The organism is Microbacterium sp. 3J1, from assembly GCF_001049495.1.
Taxonomy (GTDB): Bacteria; Actinomycetota; Actinomycetes; order Actinomycetales; family Microbacteriaceae; genus Microbacterium.
Genome location: NZ_CDWI01000008.1, coordinates 72,282 through 88,837, shown reverse-complemented (window position 1 = coordinate 88,837; position 16,556 = coordinate 72,282). Strand labels below are relative to the sequence as shown.

17 protein-coding genes are annotated in these 16,556 nt (G+C 70.9%); 8 read left to right on the top strand and 9 right to left on the bottom strand.

Annotated elements, in window-relative coordinates; translation table 11 throughout:
- The first annotated feature begins 19 nt into the window (after positions 1 to 19).
- The 4 genes from BN2660_RS05410 to BN2660_RS05395 are packed head-to-tail and all read left to right on the top strand — an operon-like array spanning position 20 to position 5,197.
- Positions 20 to 1,078 (top strand): zinc-dependent alcohol dehydrogenase, encoded by a 1,059-nt coding sequence (locus tag BN2660_RS05410; RefSeq protein ID WP_091228229.1) that lies wholly within the window; start codon positions 20 to 22, stop codon positions 1,076 to 1,078.
- A complete protein-coding gene (locus BN2660_RS05405; RefSeq protein WP_091228227.1) occupies positions 1,075 to 2,172 on the top strand; it encodes a Gfo/Idh/MocA family protein in 1,098 nt (365 codons plus the stop codon). Before BN2660_RS05410 ends, BN2660_RS05405 begins: the two co-directional genes overlap by 4 nt.
- Positions 2,169 to 3,488: a glycoside hydrolase family 36 protein gene (locus BN2660_RS05400; RefSeq protein WP_176697098.1), complete on the top strand. Its 1,320-nt coding sequence runs from the start codon at positions 2,169 to 2,171 to the stop codon at positions 3,486 to 3,488. Before BN2660_RS05405 ends, BN2660_RS05400 begins: the two co-directional genes overlap by 4 nt.
- Positions 3,485 to 5,197, top strand: a complete 1,713-nt coding sequence (locus BN2660_RS05395) for an alpha-amylase family glycosyl hydrolase (RefSeq protein ID WP_091228224.1) — start codon at positions 3,485 to 3,487, stop codon at positions 5,195 to 5,197. Before BN2660_RS05400 ends, BN2660_RS05395 begins: the two co-directional genes overlap by 4 nt.
- Before the next feature lie 66 nt (positions 5,198 to 5,263).
- Here the strand turns inward: BN2660_RS05395 and BN2660_RS05390 are convergent, their stop codons facing one another.
- From BN2660_RS05390 to BN2660_RS05380, 3 genes are all read right to left on the bottom strand, one after another.
- Positions 5,264 to 6,127: a hypothetical protein gene (locus BN2660_RS05390; protein ID WP_255305041.1), complete on the bottom strand. Its 864-nt coding sequence runs from the start codon at positions 6,125 to 6,127 to the stop codon at positions 5,264 to 5,266.
- 68 nt (positions 6,128 to 6,195) lie between these two features.
- The gene (locus BN2660_RS05385) at positions 6,196 to 7,533 is read right to left on the bottom strand and encodes a sensor histidine kinase (RefSeq protein ID WP_091228222.1); all 1,338 of its coding nucleotides are present in this window, start codon (positions 7,531 to 7,533) and stop codon (positions 6,196 to 6,198) included.
- Positions 7,526 to 8,203 (bottom strand): response regulator transcription factor, encoded by a 678-nt coding sequence (locus BN2660_RS05380; protein WP_091228221.1) that lies wholly within the window; start codon positions 8,201 to 8,203, stop codon positions 7,526 to 7,528. The genes BN2660_RS05385 and BN2660_RS05380 overlap by 8 nt, the downstream gene beginning before the upstream one ends.
- Positions 8,204 to 8,451: 248 nt before the next feature.
- Between BN2660_RS05380 and BN2660_RS05375 the strand changes: the two genes are divergently transcribed.
- Positions 8,452 to 8,823, top strand: a complete 372-nt coding sequence (locus BN2660_RS05375; protein WP_091228219.1) for a hypothetical protein — start codon at positions 8,452 to 8,454, stop codon at positions 8,821 to 8,823.
- Between the two features lie 12 nt (positions 8,824 to 8,835).
- Here the strand turns inward: BN2660_RS05375 and BN2660_RS05370 are convergent, their stop codons facing one another.
- On the bottom strand, positions 8,836 to 9,042 hold the full coding sequence (locus BN2660_RS05370; RefSeq protein ID WP_091228217.1) for a CDGSH iron-sulfur domain-containing protein: 207 nt from the start codon (positions 9,040 to 9,042) through the stop codon (positions 8,836 to 8,838).
- Positions 9,039 to 10,079, bottom strand: a complete 1,041-nt coding sequence (locus tag BN2660_RS05365; protein ID WP_091228215.1) for an iron-containing redox enzyme family protein — start codon at positions 10,077 to 10,079, stop codon at positions 9,039 to 9,041. Before BN2660_RS05365 ends, BN2660_RS05370 begins: the two co-directional genes overlap by 4 nt.
- A 181-nt stretch (positions 10,080 to 10,260) precedes the next feature.
- Between BN2660_RS05365 and BN2660_RS05360 the strand changes: the two genes are divergently transcribed.
- A complete protein-coding gene (locus BN2660_RS05360) occupies positions 10,261 to 10,440 on the top strand; it encodes a hypothetical protein (RefSeq protein ID WP_091228213.1) in 180 nt (59 codons plus the stop codon).
- 45 nt (positions 10,441 to 10,485) lie between these two features.
- On the opposite strand, the gene BN2660_RS05355 is transcribed toward BN2660_RS05360, so the two are convergent.
- The 3 genes from BN2660_RS05355 to BN2660_RS05345 form a co-directional block, all read right to left on the bottom strand.
- On the bottom strand, positions 10,486 to 11,871 hold the full coding sequence (locus BN2660_RS05355) for an LLM class flavin-dependent oxidoreductase (protein ID WP_091228875.1): 1,386 nt from the start codon (positions 11,869 to 11,871) through the stop codon (positions 10,486 to 10,488).
- 95 nt (positions 11,872 to 11,966) lie between these two features.
- Entirely contained in the window at positions 11,967 to 12,698 is a 732-nt protein-coding gene (gene pnuC / locus BN2660_RS05350) for a nicotinamide riboside transporter PnuC (protein WP_176697097.1), read from the bottom strand.
- A complete protein-coding gene (locus BN2660_RS05345; protein ID WP_091228211.1) occupies positions 12,695 to 13,231 on the bottom strand; it encodes a GNAT family N-acetyltransferase in 537 nt (178 codons plus the stop codon). The genes pnuC and BN2660_RS05345 overlap by 4 nt, the downstream gene beginning before the upstream one ends.
- 182 nt (positions 13,232 to 13,413) lie before the next feature.
- Here BN2660_RS05345 and BN2660_RS05340 point away from each other — a divergent pair, with 182 nt between their 5' ends.
- Positions 13,414 to 14,169: an SDR family oxidoreductase gene (locus tag BN2660_RS05340; RefSeq protein ID WP_091228209.1), complete on the top strand. Its 756-nt coding sequence runs from the start codon at positions 13,414 to 13,416 to the stop codon at positions 14,167 to 14,169.
- A 75-nt stretch (positions 14,170 to 14,244) separates the two neighbouring features.
- On the top strand, positions 14,245 to 15,594 hold the full coding sequence (locus BN2660_RS05335) for an HNH endonuclease (RefSeq protein ID WP_091228207.1): 1,350 nt from the start codon (positions 14,245 to 14,247) through the stop codon (positions 15,592 to 15,594).
- Positions 15,595 to 15,612: 18 nt separating this feature from the next.
- Here the strand turns inward: BN2660_RS05335 and BN2660_RS05330 are convergent, their stop codons facing one another.
- Positions 15,613 to 16,530, bottom strand: a complete 918-nt coding sequence (locus BN2660_RS05330) for a DUF808 domain-containing protein (RefSeq protein WP_091228205.1) — start codon at positions 16,528 to 16,530, stop codon at positions 15,613 to 15,615.
- Positions 16,531 to 16,556: the final 26 nt, after the last annotated feature.

The following is a 16,556-nucleotide window of genomic DNA, read 5'->3' as shown; positions in this document are numbered from 1 at the left end:
CTGGAAAGCAGGCACCCCCATGCCCCACGTCGTGCAGTTCTCCGCCGTCCGCGAGGTCGAGCTGGTCGAGATCGAGGAGCAGCCGCTGACGCCGGGCGGCGTCCGCATCGCGACCTGGTACTCGGGGATCTCCGCCGGCACCGAGCTCACCGCGTACCGCGGCACGAACCCCTATCTCACCTCGACGTGGGATGCGGAGCGGCGACTGTTCCTCCCGGGGGAGCCGAGCTTCGGCTACCCGGTGAGCGGCTGGGGGTACTCCGAGGTCGGACAGGTCGTCGAGGTCGCGGACGACGTGACGGGCGTGCGGGTCGGCGACGTCGTGCACGGCATCTGGGGGCACCGCAGCGACGCGGTGGTGCCCGCGTCGCAGGTGTCGGGCAGAGTCGTCCCCGAGGGCACCGACCCCGTGCTGGGCACCTTCGCTCGGGTCGGTGCGATCGCGCTGAACGCCGTGCTGGCCGCGGACGTGCGCCTCGGCGAGCAGGTCGCGGTGTTCGGGCAGGGCGTCATCGGTCTGCTCGCGACCCGCCTCGCCTCACTCGCCGGCGGCAGGGTGATCGCGGTCGACACCCTGCGGTCGCGGCTCGCGACGGCCACGGCGTTCGGCGCCGTGCACGTCGTCGACGCGCTCCGTGAGGGCGGGGCCGGCGCGCTGATCCGCGAGCTGACGGGAGGCGGGGCAGACAGCGCCATCGAGCTCTCCGGCACCGATCGTGCGCTGCACGAGGCGGTCCGCTGCGTCGTGACGGAAGGTCTCGTCGCGGCATCCGGCTTCTACCAGGGCGGAGCCGCGAACCTGCGTCTCGGCGAGGAGTTCCACCACAACCGGGTGCGCATCGTCGCGAGCCAGATCTCCGGCGTGCCGGTGTCGCTCGGCGGCCGCTGGGACCAGGCGCGACTCGTGCGCACCGTCATGGGGCTGATCTTCGCGGGCGACGTCGACGCGGGGGCGCTGGTGTCCGACGTGGTGCCCGCGGCGGACGTCGCGTCGGTGTTCGCGCGACTGGATGCCGGTGATCCGGAGATCCTGCAGGCCGTGCTCCGGTTCGACGCGGCGCCGGAGCGCGCGCGGTGATCGACGCCCTCTCCGCCCGCCCGCGCTTCCCTGCCGCGCCCCTCGGGGTCGGCCTCGTCGGAGCCGGCGGCATCGCCCGCTCCGCGCACCTGCCCGCCTACCGCGCGTGGGGCGTCCCGGTCGTCGCAGTCGCCTCCCGACGCCGAGCGGATGCGGCGGCACTCGCCGCCGACTTCGGAATCGACACCGTGCACGACTCGGTCGCCGAGCTCCTCGCCGACCCGCGCGTCGAGATCGTCGACCTCGCGACCGGACCCACCGGCAGGGTGGACCTCATCGAGGCGGCCGTCGCGGCGGGCACGCACGTGCTGGCGCAGAAGCCGCTCATCAGCCACGAATCCGAGCTGCCGCGTCTCCTCCGCGTGCTCGACGAGGCGCGCGAGCGCGGCATCCGCGTCGCGGTCAATCAGAACGCGCGGTGGGCTCCGGCCTGGCGGCTGGCGACGCTGCTGATCAGGGACGGACGCATCGGCGAGGTCGTCGGCGTCACCCACCTGCACGACAAGCCCCTGCCGCCGCTGGCGGGGACCCCGTTCGACGACGTGCCGCACATGCTTCTGAACGACTACCTCGTGCACTGGGTCGACATCACGCGATGCTGGCTCGAGGGCGGGCGGGTCGACGCTGTCGCCGCCTCCGACCACCGGGTGCCGCGTCAGCCCGCCGACGCCCGCAACCCCTGGGGAGCGGACATCCGGATCGAGACCTCCACCGGCGCCGGCGCGTCCATCCGCATCGTCGGCAGCGCCCGCACGCGGGGCGGAGGGTGCCCGTTCTGGATCCACGGCACCGAGGGGACCCTGCGGGGCAGCATCCTGCTCGGGTCCGACCGCCTCCAGCTCGACGGACCCGAGGGCACCGAGGACTTCGCGCTCGAAGGGCAGTGGTTCACCGACGGCTTCGCCGGAGCGATGGGCGAGCTGCAGACCGCGATCGCGGAGCGGAGAGAGCCCGAGAACTCGGCCGAGCACGTGCTGGCGTCGGTGCGGACGACCTTCGCCGCCGTCCGATCCGCCGAACTCGGAGGCGTGCCGGTGCATCCGGAGGACCTCGAACTGACGAGAGCCCTGCAGGGGCGGAACGGGGCAGCATGAGCATCCTGAGTGAGATCGCCGTCGGGCCGAAGGCCCGCATATACGCCGAGGGATGGCAGAGCTGGAGCCCGACGACCTGGTACTCGCGCGACGACGCGGTCCTGCGCCCGGAGGAGCCCTGGCAGCATGCGATGCGCTTCCGGCCGGGGACGGAGATCGCCGCGGATGCCGTGCAGGGCGAGGGGCTTCTCGTGGTGGACCCCGGCGACGGGGCGCCGGCGCACGTCTTCGGAGCTCGGGACGTGGGGTCGACCGTACCCACGATCCGCGCCGCCTGGCACGACGACCGCGTGACCGTCGACACCGACGACGGGTCGGCCTCCGCCGTCACGACGTGGTCGGTCGACGCCGCAGCCGGCGGAGCGGATGCCGGGGCCACCGGGTCCGCCGCGCTCGCATCGTTCGGCGAGCGCTTCGGTGCGGCGGCCGGCGCGCGCACCGGTGCGCCCTCGCCGCGCGTCTGGTGCACCTGGTACCAGTACTTCGAAGAGGTGACCTCCGCCGACGTCGTCGAGAACGTGCGCGCGATCGACGACCGCGGCCTCGACATCGACGTCGTGCAGATCGACGACGGGTGGAGCCTCGGCACGGGGGAGTGGACGGCGGCGAACCCCCGCTTCGGCTCACTGCCCGACGCCGTCGCCGCGATCCGCGACTCCGGGCGGCGGGCGGGCATCTGGGCCGCCCCGTTCTCGGTCGGCGCGACGTCGACCGTCGCCCGCGAACATCCCGACTGGGTGCTGGGCGACGCCGGACGCAACTGGGGCGACGACCTCCGCGGCCTCGACCTCACGCATCCGGGTGTGCGCGACTACCTGACCCGCGTCTTCAGCGGCATCCGCGACCTCGGCATCGACTACGTGAAGCTCGACTTCCTCTACGCCGGCGCGATCCCGGGCGCGCGGTGGGATGCCGATGCGACGCCGATCTCGGCGTACCGCTCGGGACTCGAGCTCATCAGGGAGGTGCTCGGCGACGAGGCATTCCTGCTCGGCTGCGGTGCGCCGATCCTGCCGAGCGTCGGCCTCGTCGACGCCATGCGGGTGTCCGGCGACACGTTCCACGAGGGCGGAGAGGACGGATCCCAGGGACTCCGCGGACGCATGTCCCTGGAGGCGAGGGCGTGGCAGCACGACCGCTTCTGGATCGACGATCCCGACTGCCTCGTCGCGCGCCCCGAGTTCGCGCTCCGCGAGGAGTGGGCCGAGGTCGTGCTCGCGGCCCCCGGCATCCGCGGATTCTCCGACCGGATCGACGGGCTCGACGACCGAGGCCTCGACCTGGTCCGCGAGCTTCTGAAGGAGACGAACGCATGACCGACGTCCGACGACTCGCCCCCGCGCACGGTCTGGCCCACAGGCTGGAGCCCCTCGTACGGCAGCTGTATCCGGATGCGGTCGACGAGGTCGTCGACGCGCTGCTCGGGCTGGCCGAGGCCTGGAGGGAACGGCTCGGCCCGACACGGCAGCCGCGCCCCGACGAGCGCACCGCCTACCTGATCACCTACGGCGACTCCTTCCGCCGTGCGGGGGAGACGCCCCTGCACACGCTCGCCGGAGTGCTGAGCGAGCACATCGGCGACGCCATCAGCGACGTGCACCTGCTGCCGATCTATCCGTGGACCTCCGACGACGGCTTCGGGGTCGTCGACCACCGTGAGGTGAACCCGGGCCTCGGCACCTGGGACGACGTCGCCGATCTGGGGGAGCAGTACGCACTCGCCCTCGACTTCGTCGCGAATCATGTCTCGAGCTCCTCGCCCTGGTTCCAGGCGTGGCTCGCACGCGACCCGCGGTACGCCGGGTACTTCCTCGATCCGTCGGCGGACTTCGACGTGTCGCAGGTCGTGCGTCCGCGGACCACGCCGCTCGTGCACGAGTACGCCCGGCCGGACGGCACCGTGGCGCGGGCCTGGACGACCTTCGGCGCCGATCAGGTCGACATCGACCCGAGCACGCCGGCCGTGCTGCTCGATCTGACCGACATCCTCCTCGGCTACCTCGCGCGCGGTGCCACGACGGTGCGCCTCGACGCGATCGGCTACCTCTGGAAGCAGTCGGGCACCAGCTGCATCCACCTCCCGCAGACGCACGCCGTCATCCGGCTCTGGCGCATCCTCGTCGACGAGCTCGCACCGGGAACCCTGCTGCTCACCGAGACGAACGTCCCCCACGCCGACAACATCACCTACTTCGGCGACGGAGACGACGAGGCGCACATGGTGTACCAGTTCGCACTCCCGCCACTCGTGCTGCATTCGTTCGTGACCGGTGACGCGACGGCGCTCGCCGCGTGGGCGGCCGGGGTGGGTGCCGTCAGCGAGACGGCCACGTGGTTCAACTTCCTCGCGAGCCACGACGGCATCGGGCTTCGTCCGACCGAGGGCCTGCTGACGGATGCCGATCGCGACCGCCTCGTCGAGCGGACCCTCGCCCGCGGCGGCCGGGTGTCGATGGCGAAGCGTCCGGACGGGAGCGAGGGCGTGTACGAGCTGAACACGAACTTCCTCGACGCTCTTGTCGACCCGGCCGACGCGGACCCCGATTCGTCGGCGGTGCAGCGGGGGCTCGCGGCGCACGCGATCCTGCTGTCGCTGATCGGCGTCCCTGCGATCTACCTGCATTCGCTGTTCGGGTCGGAGCAGGACCACGACGGGGTGCAGGAGACCAACATCGCCCGGCGCATCAACCGCGAGGTGCTCGATGCCGACGAGCTCAGGGAGGCGCTGCGGGTCGAGGGCCGTCGGTCGGGGATGCTGCGGGGCATTCGCGAGATGCTCGCCGTGCGGCGAGAGACCGAAAGCTTCTCGCCGTTCGCGACCCAGTCCGTCGACCATGTCGACGACCGGGTCCTGATCGTGCGGCGTGCGGCGGGGACCCCGGACGAGGTCGTCGCAGTAATCAACGTGAGCGCCGAGTCCGTCGCGGTGCCCTCGCTGCGAGGGCGGGATCTGCTCTCCGGAGAGACCTCCGAGGGTCTGACCCTCCCGCCGTTCGGCTACGTCTGGCTCGTGCCGGAGGGCTGACCGCGCTGATGCGGCGGGAGGAGAGGGTCGGGCCCTCTCCTCCCGCCGCTGAACGACTCGCGCGGATCAGTCGTCGCTGTCGGTGCCGATCACGGCGAAGTCGGCGCTGAAGTCGATGTCGATCGACCGGTTGTCGCTCGTGAGCACCGACGCGTCGTAGGGGCTCGACGTGTCGTCGTCGACATCGAGGTCGGTGATCATGCCGTCGGCTTCGGCCAGGGCGGCGTCGACGAGTGCGCGGATGGTGTCGTCGTCGAGAGTGAGCGCGGGAGCGCTGTCGTCGTCGGACTCGGTGGAGATCACGGTCGCGGCGAGCTCGGAATCCACCCGCACCTCGCTCTCCGCACCCGAGGCTGAGGCCAGCTGCACCTCCCAGGTGCCGTCGCGCTTCGCGTCGATCGAGGTCACGTCGCCCTCCGCGGCGCCGCGCGCAGCATCCGCGATGGCGATGATCTCGTCGGCGGAGTCGGTGCCGATCCCCGAGACCGGTCCGCCGCCCCGAGGAGCGTCCTGACGGTCGTCGTCGCCGTCACGGTCGTCGCCCCGCTGGCCGTCGCTGTCGTCGTCCTGGCGCGGGCCGTCCGACATCGACGGGCGGTCGTCGTCGTCGCCGAACTCGTCGCCGATCGCCGCGCCGACGGCCACGCCGCCTCCGGCCAGGACCAGGGCCGCCGCGATGCCGCCGCCGATGAGGAGGCCGCGCTTGCGTCCACGCCTGCCACGAGCGGCCGGCGTCGTGTCGGCTGCCGCTGCGGGCGCGGATGACGCGGTGGTCGCGTCGGAGTGCACCGGCGCGACGGGCACGGTTTCGGCGTCGGGTCCTGATGCCGGTGTCGCTGCGGGGGGAGCGGGCGGTGCCGGCGGGGTGGGGTTCGCGGGCGTCTGGTCGGGAGTCGGGATGGTGCCGTCGGTGGGGTTCTTGTCGTTCATGCCTCGATGGTCTCCCGCGGGTGCTGAAGCCACCCTGAAACGTCCTGAAGACGCCTTCAGGAAAGCGGTCAGTCCGACAACGGGAGCGTCACCACGAAGCGGGCGCCGCCCCATCGCGAGTCGTCGACCGACACGGTGCCGCCGCTCGCGGCCGCGATGCCGCGGACGATGGCGAGTCCGAGACCGCTGCCGCCGGCGTCCCGGCTCCGAGCCTCGTCGAGCCGGACGAATCGCTCGAAGATGCGGTCGTGCTCGTCTGGCGGAACGCCGGCGCCGTCGTCCTCGACGGTCAGGAACACGTGCCCGTCGACCGGGGTGACCCCGATCGCGACGTGCGCCGCGCGGTGGCGCGCGGCGTTGTCGGCGAGGTTGCGCACCAGCTGGCCGAGCAGACGCGGATCGCCCTCGACGCGGGCGGCGCGGATTGCGGAGCCGTCGACCTCGACACCGGCGGCGCGCAGCCGGCGGACCTCACCCAGCGCGATGTCGTCGAGATCGACCGCTTCGTGGTGCACACCCCCGCCCTCGTCCAGCCGCGCGAGCAGCAGCAGTGATTCGACGATGCCCTGCAGTCGGAGTCCCTCGTCCGACACGACCTCGGCGAGCTCGCCGATGCTCGTCGTCCCCGGGTGCGCCTGCGCGAGCTCGGCATGCTGACGGATCGTGGCCAGCGGCGAGCGCAGCTCGTGCGACGCATCCGACACGAATCGGCGCTGTGCCGTCGCTGCGGCGTCGAGCCGGTCGAGCATCCTGTTCATCGTGGCCGCGAGGGCGGCGATCTCGTCGGCCGACGGCGGCACCTCGACGCGCCGATCGAGGTGCTCGGCGGTGATGCCGTCGACCTCCTGGCGGATGCGGGTCACCGGCTTCAGCGCCCGGCCGACCACGAGCCAGGTCGTGATCGCGACGAGCACCAGCAGCAGCGGCACGGCGACGGCGAGCAGCACGGCGACGGTCGAGAGCGTCTCGGCGTCGTCCTCGACCGAGACGGCGAGCACGAGCGTCCGGTCGCCCTCGATGTCCTCCGAGACGACGAGCATGGGTTCGCCGCCGATGGTGAGCGTCCGCGAATCGCCGTCGACGGGCAGTGCGGTCGCACCGAGTTCGTCCCGTGCATCCTCGCTGGCCGCGCGCACCGATCCGTCGGGGCCGAGGACCTGCACGATCTCGTCGTCGAGCGTCCCGATGTCGCGGTCTCCGCCCGGTCCTCCGCCGGGGCCGCCGAGGCGATCGGCGAGCTCCTCCAGGCGCTGCTCGGCGGCGCGCTCGGTGCCCGAGTGGATGCTCGAGCTGAGGATGCCGTAGAACGAGAGCGCTCCGATGATCAGCGCCACGGCGACCACGAGCGTGGCGCCGAGAGTCGTCCGGCCGCGAACGGAACGCCAGCCCCGCGTGCGCTCAGCCACCGTCGGCCGCCAACCGGTAGCCTGCCCCGCGGATCGTCTCGATCGCCTCGCGCCCGAACGGCTTGTCGAGTTTGCGCCGCAGGTGTCCGACGTACACCTCGACGATGTTCGGATCGCCGTCGAAGTCGTCGTCCCACACGCCCTCGATCAGCGCCCGCTTCGTCAGCACCTGACCGCGATGCCGCATGAGGTGCTCGAGCACCGAGAATTCGCGCGCCGTCAGCGTGACCGGTGTCTCGCCGCGCCACACCCGGTGCGACGCCGGGTCGAGGCGCAGGTCTCCCGCTTCGAGGATCGTCGGGCGAGCCACGGCCCCCCGCCGGACCAGCGCGCGGATGCGCGCCACGAGGATCGCGAACGAGAACGGCTTCGTGACGTAGTCGTCGGCTCCGGTCTCCAGCGCCTCGACCTGATCCCATTCGCCGTCCTTGGCGGTGAGCATGAGCACGGGCGTCCAGTTCTCCTCGGCGCGCAGCGCTTCGCAGACCTTCCATCCGCTCATGCCGGGCATCATGAGGTCGAGCACGATCGCGTCGTAGCTCGTCTCGCGCGCACGCCAGAGCCCGTCGACGCCGTTGTGCGCGACGTCGACCGCGAACCCCTCGGCCTCGAGCCCCCGGCGTACGGCGTCGGCGAGACGCACCTCGTCGTCAACCACCAGGATCCGCATCCCTCCAGTGTGGCGGTCGCACGCTGAATCCGCGCTGAAGCGGAGCGGGCGGTGAGATCGGGCCGCGACTGTGGTTGCATGAGGGCATGACCGGCATCCGGGGGGACAGGTCGAGAGGTGCACGTCTGCTTCTCGTCCTCGCTACGACGACTCTGCTCGCGGGGTGTGCGACTGCCACGGCGGGTCCGCCGGGAGCATCACCGACCTCCTCTCCCACGCCCACCGCGGCGTGCCCGCAGGTGGAGGGCGTGGAGCTCCCGCCGGAGTGCGCCCCCTACGACCCGGAGCACGCGATGGCCCAGAACGACCGCCACCGCCAGCGCATGGACGTCTCGGGCGAGGCGCGCGCCTCGGCGGACGAGGTCGTCGACGAGGTGCGCACCGCGCTCGAGGCCGTGCGTTCGTCGGGGTCTCTGAGCGTCAGTGCCGTCGAGTCGGCGCTGCGGGACGCGGGCCTCGTGGATCCGCAGGTGAACGGCGATTCCCGGTCCGTCGAGTTCGGCGCTGCCGGCCCCGACGGCGGATGCGTGTTCGGCGAGGCCTCGGTCGAACTCGGCGTGAGCGTCGAGGTCGACGGCTACGTCATGGACGGCGGCTGCCTCGCGGCCGAGGGGCACTGACGCAGATCTAGATCAGACGTCGGTGCGGAATCCCGACGCCTTGTGCGTGCCGTCGCAGAACGGCTTGATCGTCGACAGGCCGCATCGGCACAGCGCGACCGTGCGCCGGGTCACCTCGATCGGCTCCCCTCCCTCGGTCTGCAGTTCGGCCGCACCGCGCACGAGCAGCGGCCCGTCGGGGTACGGCGTGATCGTCACACGCTCGGCGGATGCGCTCATCGCGCGTCCCGGTCGTGCAGCGACGACTCGCCGTGCGAGAACGAGTCGAGCATGTGGCCCGCCATCCAGCCGTCGACCGTCAGACACGCGGCAGCGCCGAACATGATGTCGCCCAGCATCTCGGGGTGGTCCTCGGCCAGCGCGCCGGCGAGGTCGCGGCCCGCGATCTGCTCGTGCACGGCATCCGCTTCGACGTGCTCGTCGAAGTAGTCCGTGACCTCCTCGGGGAAGCCGAGGCGGCGGAGGCCGTCGGCGTAGAGCCGGCACGGGATCGACGAGGTCATCTCGTAGGCCGCCAGGTGGCCGACGATGGCGCCGAGCAGGCGCCGGTTGAGCCCGAACAGCGACATCGTGTTGTGCGAGGCGAAGGTGATCGCCGCGGCATCGTCGACGTAGGCGCCGTACGTGTCGTCGAGTCCGACGCCGCGCATCGCCCTGGCGTAGATCGTCTGGTGCACGCGGTCGGGTCGGCCGCCGCCGTACTCGTCGGACTGGATCTCGACGAGCGCCGCCTTCGCGCGTCCGTGCAGGCGCGGGATGGCCCAGGAGTGCGGGTCGGCCTCGCGCAGCGTGTAGATCGAGCGCTGCATGAAGAACTCGACCATGTTCTCGGCCGTCGCCTTCTTGGCGACGTACCGCGACAGGCTGGGGCCGGTGTCGGCGTCCGCGAGGGCGAAGAGCGCTCGACCGACGGCATCCACCGTGGGCTCCGGGAGCTCGGGCTGCGGCACGACCTCGCGCAGCGCCCGCTCGAAGTGCTGCTCGAGGAGGCGCCGCGTGGCGATCAGCTCGGGGTCCCATTCGAGGTCGGCGTCGAGGCCGGGCAGTGAGCCGTACGACGACGCGTACAGCAGGAACAGCGCGAGCTGGATGTCGTCGTCGCGGATGATGTCGGTGGTCGTCTCCAGGGCGACCTCGGCGTGCGTGCGGTGGTCGGCGTCGACGTCGCCGCCGAAGCGGCGCAGCACTGCGTCGCTGAGCGGTCCGCGGGCGGTGACGCCGAGGACGGTGGAGGGGGTGAGGGCAGGCGCGGTCACGGAAGTGCTCCCATCGTTCGAGTGGACTCAGTCTCCCCACGAGCGGGCGGACCGGGAAAGGGTCTTGACGGCGACGTGCGAATGCGGAAGGACGAGCGGATGCCGCGCGACGGCAGCCGCCGCCCGGTGTGGTGCCGCTGCAGCCGCGGTGCGCGGCACCCCATCGCCGTAGGCTGGTCGTATGACCAAGAACTCGCTCTGGACCATCGTCGGCGTCGTGCTCGCCGTGATCATCGCCTGGTGGATCGTCAGCGCGCTCTTCTCGCTGCTGTGGTTCATCGCGAAGCTCGCGATCGTCCTGGTCGTCGCGGTGGTCGTCTTCCTCGTGCTGCGCGGCCTGTTCACGTCGAAGGCCGACTGACCCGGCCGCGCTCGCCCGTCGGGGCCCGATCTCGCGCCGACGGACTCACGCCGCGGGCGTCGTCGCTCCGACCCGGTAGCGAGCCGCGCGATGCGTGTCCTGCACCCGGTCGCCCTTGCCCTGCAGCTTGTGTCGCAGCGTGCCCGGCGTGTACTCCTCCGGATACACGCCGCGCTCGCGGAGCACCGGGATCACATGGTCGATCACGTCCTGCCAGGTGCCCGGCGTGACCGCGTAGGCGAGGTTGAACCCGTCGATGTCGGTCTGCTCGACCCACGACTGCAGCTCGTCGGCGATCTCCTCGCCCGAGCCGACGACGGTCGGTCCGAGACCGCCGATGGAGTTGTGCCGCCCGAAGTCGCCGACGGTCCACTCCCGGCCGAGGTCGGCCTCCTCCTTGAGATGCTGCAGCACGGACTGGATCGCGTTGGACTCGACGTTGCCGACGGGCTCGTCCTCGGCGTACTGCGAGAGGTCGACTCCCATCCAGCCCGACATGAACGTCAGAGCGCCTTCGGGGCTGGCGTACGAGAGGTACTCGGCATGCTTCGCCGCAGCATCCTCGCTGGTCGCCCCCGTGATGACCGTGAGGAGTGTGTAGATCTTCGCGTCGTGGCGGTCCCGGCCTGCGGCCTCGAGTGCATCGCGGATGCGCGTCACGGTTCCCGCGAGCACCTCCTTCGACGGCGCGGCCACGAAGATCGCCTCGGCGTTCTCGGCCGCGAAGCGCACGCCGCGGGGACTCGCGCCGGCCCGGTAGATGACCGGGGTGCGCTGCGGAGACGGTTCGGAGATGTGGATGCCGGGGACGCTGAAGTGCTTGCCCTCGTGCCCGATCGGATGCACCTTGGACGGGTCGGTGAAGATGCCGCGCTCGCGATCCTCGACGACGGCGTCGTCCTCCCACGACCCCTCCCACAGCTTGTACAGCACCTCGACGTACTCGTCGGCGTGGTCGTAGCGGTCGTCGTGCGCGAGCTGGTCCTCCTGGCCCATGTTGCGCGCGGCGCTGGGGAGGTAGCCGGTGACGACGTTCCAGCCGACGCGACCCTGCGTGAGGTGGTCGAGGGTGCTCAGGCGGCGGGCGAAGGGATACGGATGCTCGAAGGCGGTGCCCGCGGTGATGCCGAACCCGAGGTGCTCGGTGACGGCCGCCATGGCGCTCACCAGCAGGATCGGGTCGTTCACCGGCACCTGGGCGCCGTTGCGGATAGCGGCCTCGTTCGTGCCGCCGTACACGTCGTACGTGCCGAGGACGTCGGCGATGAAGATGCCGTCGAAGGTCGCGCTCTCGAGCAGCTTCGCCAGATCCGTCCAGTACGAGATGGTGTTGTACTGGCGGGAGCGGTCGTCGGGATGCCGCCACAGCCCGGACGACTGGTGGGCGACGCAGTTCATGTCGAAGGCGTTGAAGCGGATCTGACGGGTCATGCGCTCCATGAAAGGCGATGGTCCGGGCTTTCGGCCACCACCGCCGACATGCGGCGCAACAAAGAGTGCGGCCGCGGGCGGTCCGGCGCTGGTCGTCAGTGCTGGCCGTCGTCGATGGTCCTGATCGAGGAGGTGATCGGTCGGGGATCCGGCATGATCGTCTCGACCTGGGGCTTGTCGTTCGCCTGCGCGCGGCACCAGACCACGAATCCGACCGCGGTGAAGACGCCGTAGAAGACGTACATGAATCCGGTCGCATAGAAGCCCGAGGCGAAGAGCAGCGGGACCCCGACCACGTCGACGGCGATCCAGATGAGCCAGAACTCCGTCCAGCCCTTGGCCATGCCGTAGGTGGCGAGCAGGGAGCCGACGAACGTCCAGGCGTCGGCCCAGACCGGCTCGAAGGAGCCCAGTGCACGGAAGAGCGGGGTGAGCGCGACCGTCCCGATGACGAGCGCGAGCACGAGTCCGACGCGGGCGCTGTTCGGAGCCCAGCGCGGGGTGACCCTGCCTCCGTCGGACGACGCCCGCCGCCAGCGCACCCACCCGTAGATCGCCACGACGATGAACATGACCTGGCGTCCGGCCTGGCCGAGCAGGTGAGGCAGCTCGTGGTCGGGGTTGAGGATCGTGCCGAGGAAGACCGTGAGCAGCAGCACGTTGCCGATGATCCCCACCGGCCAGGCCCAGATCCGACGTCGCATCCCGCCGAGGGCGCTGGCGAGCCCGAAGGCATTGCCGACGACCTCGCGCACGAGCAGCGCCTGACCGCCGGGCAGGATCCACTGCGAGTTGAAGGCGTCGACCAGCCAGAGCAGCGGATTCATCGGGCGCCGACCGCGTCGTCGGGAAACGGCCGCTCGTCGAGCACCAGCTGGAGGAAGGTGAGGTCGAGCCAGCGTCCGAACTTGGCGCCGACCTGCGGCATCCGCCCGACCTGCATGAAGTCGAGCCGCTTGTGCAGAACGATCGACCCGAGATTGCTGCTGTCGACGGCTGCGACCATGACATGCACGCCCAGGCGGCGGGCGCGGTCGATGAGCTCGATCATGAGGGCCTTGCCGATTCCGCGACCCTGCGCGTCGTCGCGGACGTAGACCGAGTGCTCGACCGTGTGACGGAAGCCGCTGTGGGGGCGCCAATCGCCGAACGACGCGTATCCCACGACGCCGCTCCCGTCGACCGCGACGATCACGGGGTGGCCGCGCTCCTGCCGGCCCGCGAACCAGGCGGCACGGTCGTCGACGCCGACCTCCTCCTCGTTCCAGATCGCCGTGGTGTGCAGCACGGCGTGGTTGTGGATCGCGGTGATCGCCGCGAGGTCGCCGACCTCGGCATCCCGGATCTGGTGCTCGGTCATCGGGTCTCCTGCATCTGCGCTCGGGTGCGCACGGGACGACGGTAGCAGGATGCTGCAGAGCCGGATGCCGCGGGGGCGCTCGCTGCGCTCGCGGATGCCGTGTCGTCGCCCCTTGTGGACGGCGATGCCGCGCGGGCACGCTGGGTTCAGGCGCTCCGCGCCTCGGAGAGAGCGGGAGTCGGATGAAGATCGTCGTCGCAGGGGGAACAGGACTGGTCGGGCGGTACACGGTCGCGGCCGCGCGCGACGCGGGCCATGAGGTGTCTGTCCTCTCGCGGTCGGAGGGCGTGGACGTACTGACCGGGTCGGGTCTTCCGGCGGCGATCGCCGGGGCTCGGGCGGTGATCGACGTGACGAACACCACGACCCTGTCGGCGGCGACGTCGACGGAGTTCTTCGAGACGGCGACGCGGCATCTGCTCGCCGCGGAGACGGATGCCGGTGTCGGACACCATGTCGCGCTGTCGATCGTGGGGATCGACGGGATCGACGCGGCCTATTACGCCGGAAAGCTCGCGCAGGAGCGGGCGGTCGCCGCGGGCGATGTGCCGTTCACGATCGCGAGGGCGGCGCAGTTCCACGAGTTCGCCGGTCAGCTGCTCGCACAGCAGAGGGGTCCCGTGGCGGTGCTGCCGAAGCTCCTCATGCGACCCGTGGCGGCGCGGGAGGTGGGTGAGCATCTGGTCCGGGTGGCAGAGGCCGGTGCCGTCGGGCGCGCGCAGGATCTGGTCGGCCCGCGCGACGAGGTGCTCGTCGACGTCGCGCGGCGGCAGCTGGCGTTCGAGGGTGCACGGCGACGCGTGCTGGGGGTGCGTCTTCCCGGTGCCTACGGACGTGGGCTCGCGTCGGGCTCTCTGCGCGGGGGTCCTGACGCGCTGCGCGCGGCGACCACGTTCGACGAGTGGCTGCGCAGTGAGGACCGCCCGCCGGGCGCATGACGGCGGACGTTCGACCGCCTGGATCGGATGCCGGGATTCTGCTCGAAGATAGAACATATGTTCTAAACTCAAGGCATGGCGAACCCGCACCCCACCCTCCTGCTCGAGGCCTTCACAGGCCTCGAATCGGCGTGGGGCGAGGCAGAGTCGGCGCCGCAGCTGTCGCGCACAGAGCTGCTCGATGTGCTCGCGTCCCTCGGCGCGCTTCAACGCAGAATCGACGGACTCCACGCGGAGGTCGCTGCCGCGGTCGCATTCGAGTCACGGGTCGAGTTGGGGCCCGACCGATTGGCCGGACAGCACGGATACCGCAGCGCGGCGGCCATGATCGCCGCCGTGCTGGGCGGATCCTCCGGCGACGCGGCACGGTTCGTGAGGGTGGGACAGGCGACAGCGCCGCGCACGAACCTGCTCGGTGACGTCCTGCCCCCGAAGTACCCGGCTCTCGCCGAGGCGCTCGCCGCGGGCACGCTGGGCGTTCAGGCCGCCGCCCTCATCGTGAGCCTGCTCGAGCGGGTCCGACTCGAGGTCGGGTCGGCGGTGATCGCCGAGGCCGAGGAGTTGCTGGTCGCGCGTGCTGCGGGCATGTCCCTCGACGACGTGCGCACACTGCTCGCGAGGGCCGAAGCGTGGCTCGACCCCGACGGGATCGAGCCGAAGGAACGCGATGCTCGCGACAGGCGCTCGCTGGCCATGTTCGAACGCGACGGATCGCTGCACCTGTCGCTGAAGACCGACATCGCGTCGGGCGCGGCGATCAAGGCCGCGATACAGGCGTACGTCACGGCGACGTTCCAGTCTCGGGCTGTGGCACCCGATGGAGGTGCGGCAGACGCCGACCGTCGGACGGTCTCGATGATCCAGGCCGACGCACTCGCCGTGATCTGCGAGCACGCTCTCGACTGCGACAACGGAGGCATGCCCGCGACGGGCGCCACGGTCGTGGTGCGGACGGATCTGCGCGACCTGACGTCGGGGCTCGGATCCGCGACGATCGACGGCAGCGGTCAGCCCGTGAGCGCGAGCACGTGCCGCAGGATGGCCGCCGGGGGCGGCATCATCCCGGTGGTGCTCGGGGGTGCGGGCGAGATCCTCGACTGGGGGCGTGAGAAGCGGCTGTTCACACGGGCTCAGCGGCTCGCGCTGGTCGAACGCGACGGCGGGTGCGCGATGTGCGGCCTTCCGCCACAGATGACGAAGGCGCATCACCTGAGATGGTGGCAGCGAGATGCGGGGCGCACAGACCTCGACTACGGTGTTCTGCTCTGCGAGTCCTGCCACCACCGCATCCACGACAACGGGTGGGATGTTCGCGTCGAGGGGGTCGGAACAGCGGCGAGGGTGTGGCTGATCCCACCGCCGACGATCGATCCCGACCGAAGGCCCCGCCTCGGCGGGCGCGCCCGCTACGACATGGCGGCGTGACGCGATGCGTGTCGGCGGTCAGACGTGCACGTCGGCGGGGGATTCCTCGCCCTCGTGGAAGTTCGCCTTCTTGCCCAGGAGCCTCGTGATGCCGAGGATGATCCCGACGATGATCAGCCCCGCGACGAGGCCGGCGACGGCGGAGAACAGGGTGTCGCCGATCCAGACGATGACGGGCCCGGCGGGCTCGAGAGCGTGCTCGATGCCGTGCAGGATGTCGGCACCGAAATGCACGCCCACCTCCGCGAGGTTGACCAGAAGCAGGTGGCCGCCGACCCACAGCATCGCGACGGTGCCGAGGATGCTGATGAAGCGGAAGACCGCGGGCATCGACCGCACGATGCGGGTGCCGGTGTGGCGCACGCGCTGCACCGGGTTCTTCGCCATCTTCAGGCCGATGTCGTCGATCTTGACGAGAAGGGCGACAGCTCCGTACACGACACCCGTCATGACCAGGGCGATGACCGCGAGGATCGCGAGGGTCGTCCAGATGTCGAGACCCGCCTCGAGGTTCGCGAGCGAGATGAGCATGATCTCGGTCGAGAGGATCAGGTCGGTGCGCACCGCACCGAGGACGAGCTTCTTCTCGTCGCGGGCGCTCTCGTCGGCATGTCCGTGCTGCACGCCGAACCACTCGAGAACCTTCTCGGCACCTTCGAAGCACAGGTACGCGCCGCCGAGGATGAGCAGGTACGGCAGGACCCACGGAGCGAAGGCGGTGAGCAGCAGGGCGATCGGGATGATGATCACGAACTTGTTGACCAGCGACCCCAGTGCGATCTTCGCCACGACGGGGAGTTCGCGCGCCGGTGTGATGCCCTGCACGTACTGCGGGGTCACGGCGGCATCGTCGATCACGACGCCTGCGGCCTTCGCCGAGGCCTTCATCGCGGCGCTCAGAATGTCATCGACGACCGCCAGCAGTCCAACGGACATGTATGTCTCCCCTGTGGTGTGATCAG

Coding starts and splice junctions, on each gene's coding strand:
- BN2660_RS05335 (WP_091228207.1), top strand. CDS start 14,245: ATGGCGAACCCGCACCCCACCCTCCTGCTCGAGGCCTTCACAGGCCTC.
- BN2660_RS05330 (WP_091228205.1), bottom strand. CDS start 16,530: ATGTCCGTTGGACTGCTGGCGGTCGTCGATGACATTCTGAGCGCCGCG.
- BN2660_RS05390 (WP_255305041.1), bottom strand. CDS start 6,127: ATGAACGACAAGAACCCCACCGACGGCACCATCCCGACTCCCGACCAG.
- BN2660_RS05400 (WP_176697098.1), top strand. CDS start 2,169: ATGAGCATCCTGAGTGAGATCGCCGTCGGGCCGAAGGCCCGCATATAC.
- pnuC (WP_176697097.1), bottom strand. CDS start 12,698: ATGAATCCGCTGCTCTGGCTGGTCGACGCCTTCAACTCGCAGTGGATC.
- BN2660_RS05355 (WP_091228875.1), bottom strand. CDS start 11,871: ATGACCCGTCAGATCCGCTTCAACGCCTTCGACATGAACTGCGTCGCC.
- BN2660_RS05380 (WP_091228221.1), bottom strand. CDS start 8,203: ATGCGGATCCTGGTGGTTGACGACGAGGTGCGTCTCGCCGACGCCGTA.
- BN2660_RS05360 (WP_091228213.1), top strand. CDS start 10,261: ATGACCAAGAACTCGCTCTGGACCATCGTCGGCGTCGTGCTCGCCGTG.
- BN2660_RS05340 (WP_091228209.1), top strand. CDS start 13,414: ATGAAGATCGTCGTCGCAGGGGGAACAGGACTGGTCGGGCGGTACACG.
- BN2660_RS05410 (WP_091228229.1), top strand. CDS start 20: ATGCCCCACGTCGTGCAGTTCTCCGCCGTCCGCGAGGTCGAGCTGGTC.
- BN2660_RS05370 (WP_091228217.1), bottom strand. CDS start 9,042: ATGAGCGCATCCGCCGAGCGTGTGACGATCACGCCGTACCCCGACGGG.
- BN2660_RS05395 (WP_091228224.1), top strand. CDS start 3,485: ATGACCGACGTCCGACGACTCGCCCCCGCGCACGGTCTGGCCCACAGG.
- BN2660_RS05345 (WP_091228211.1), bottom strand. CDS start 13,231: ATGACCGAGCACCAGATCCGGGATGCCGAGGTCGGCGACCTCGCGGCG.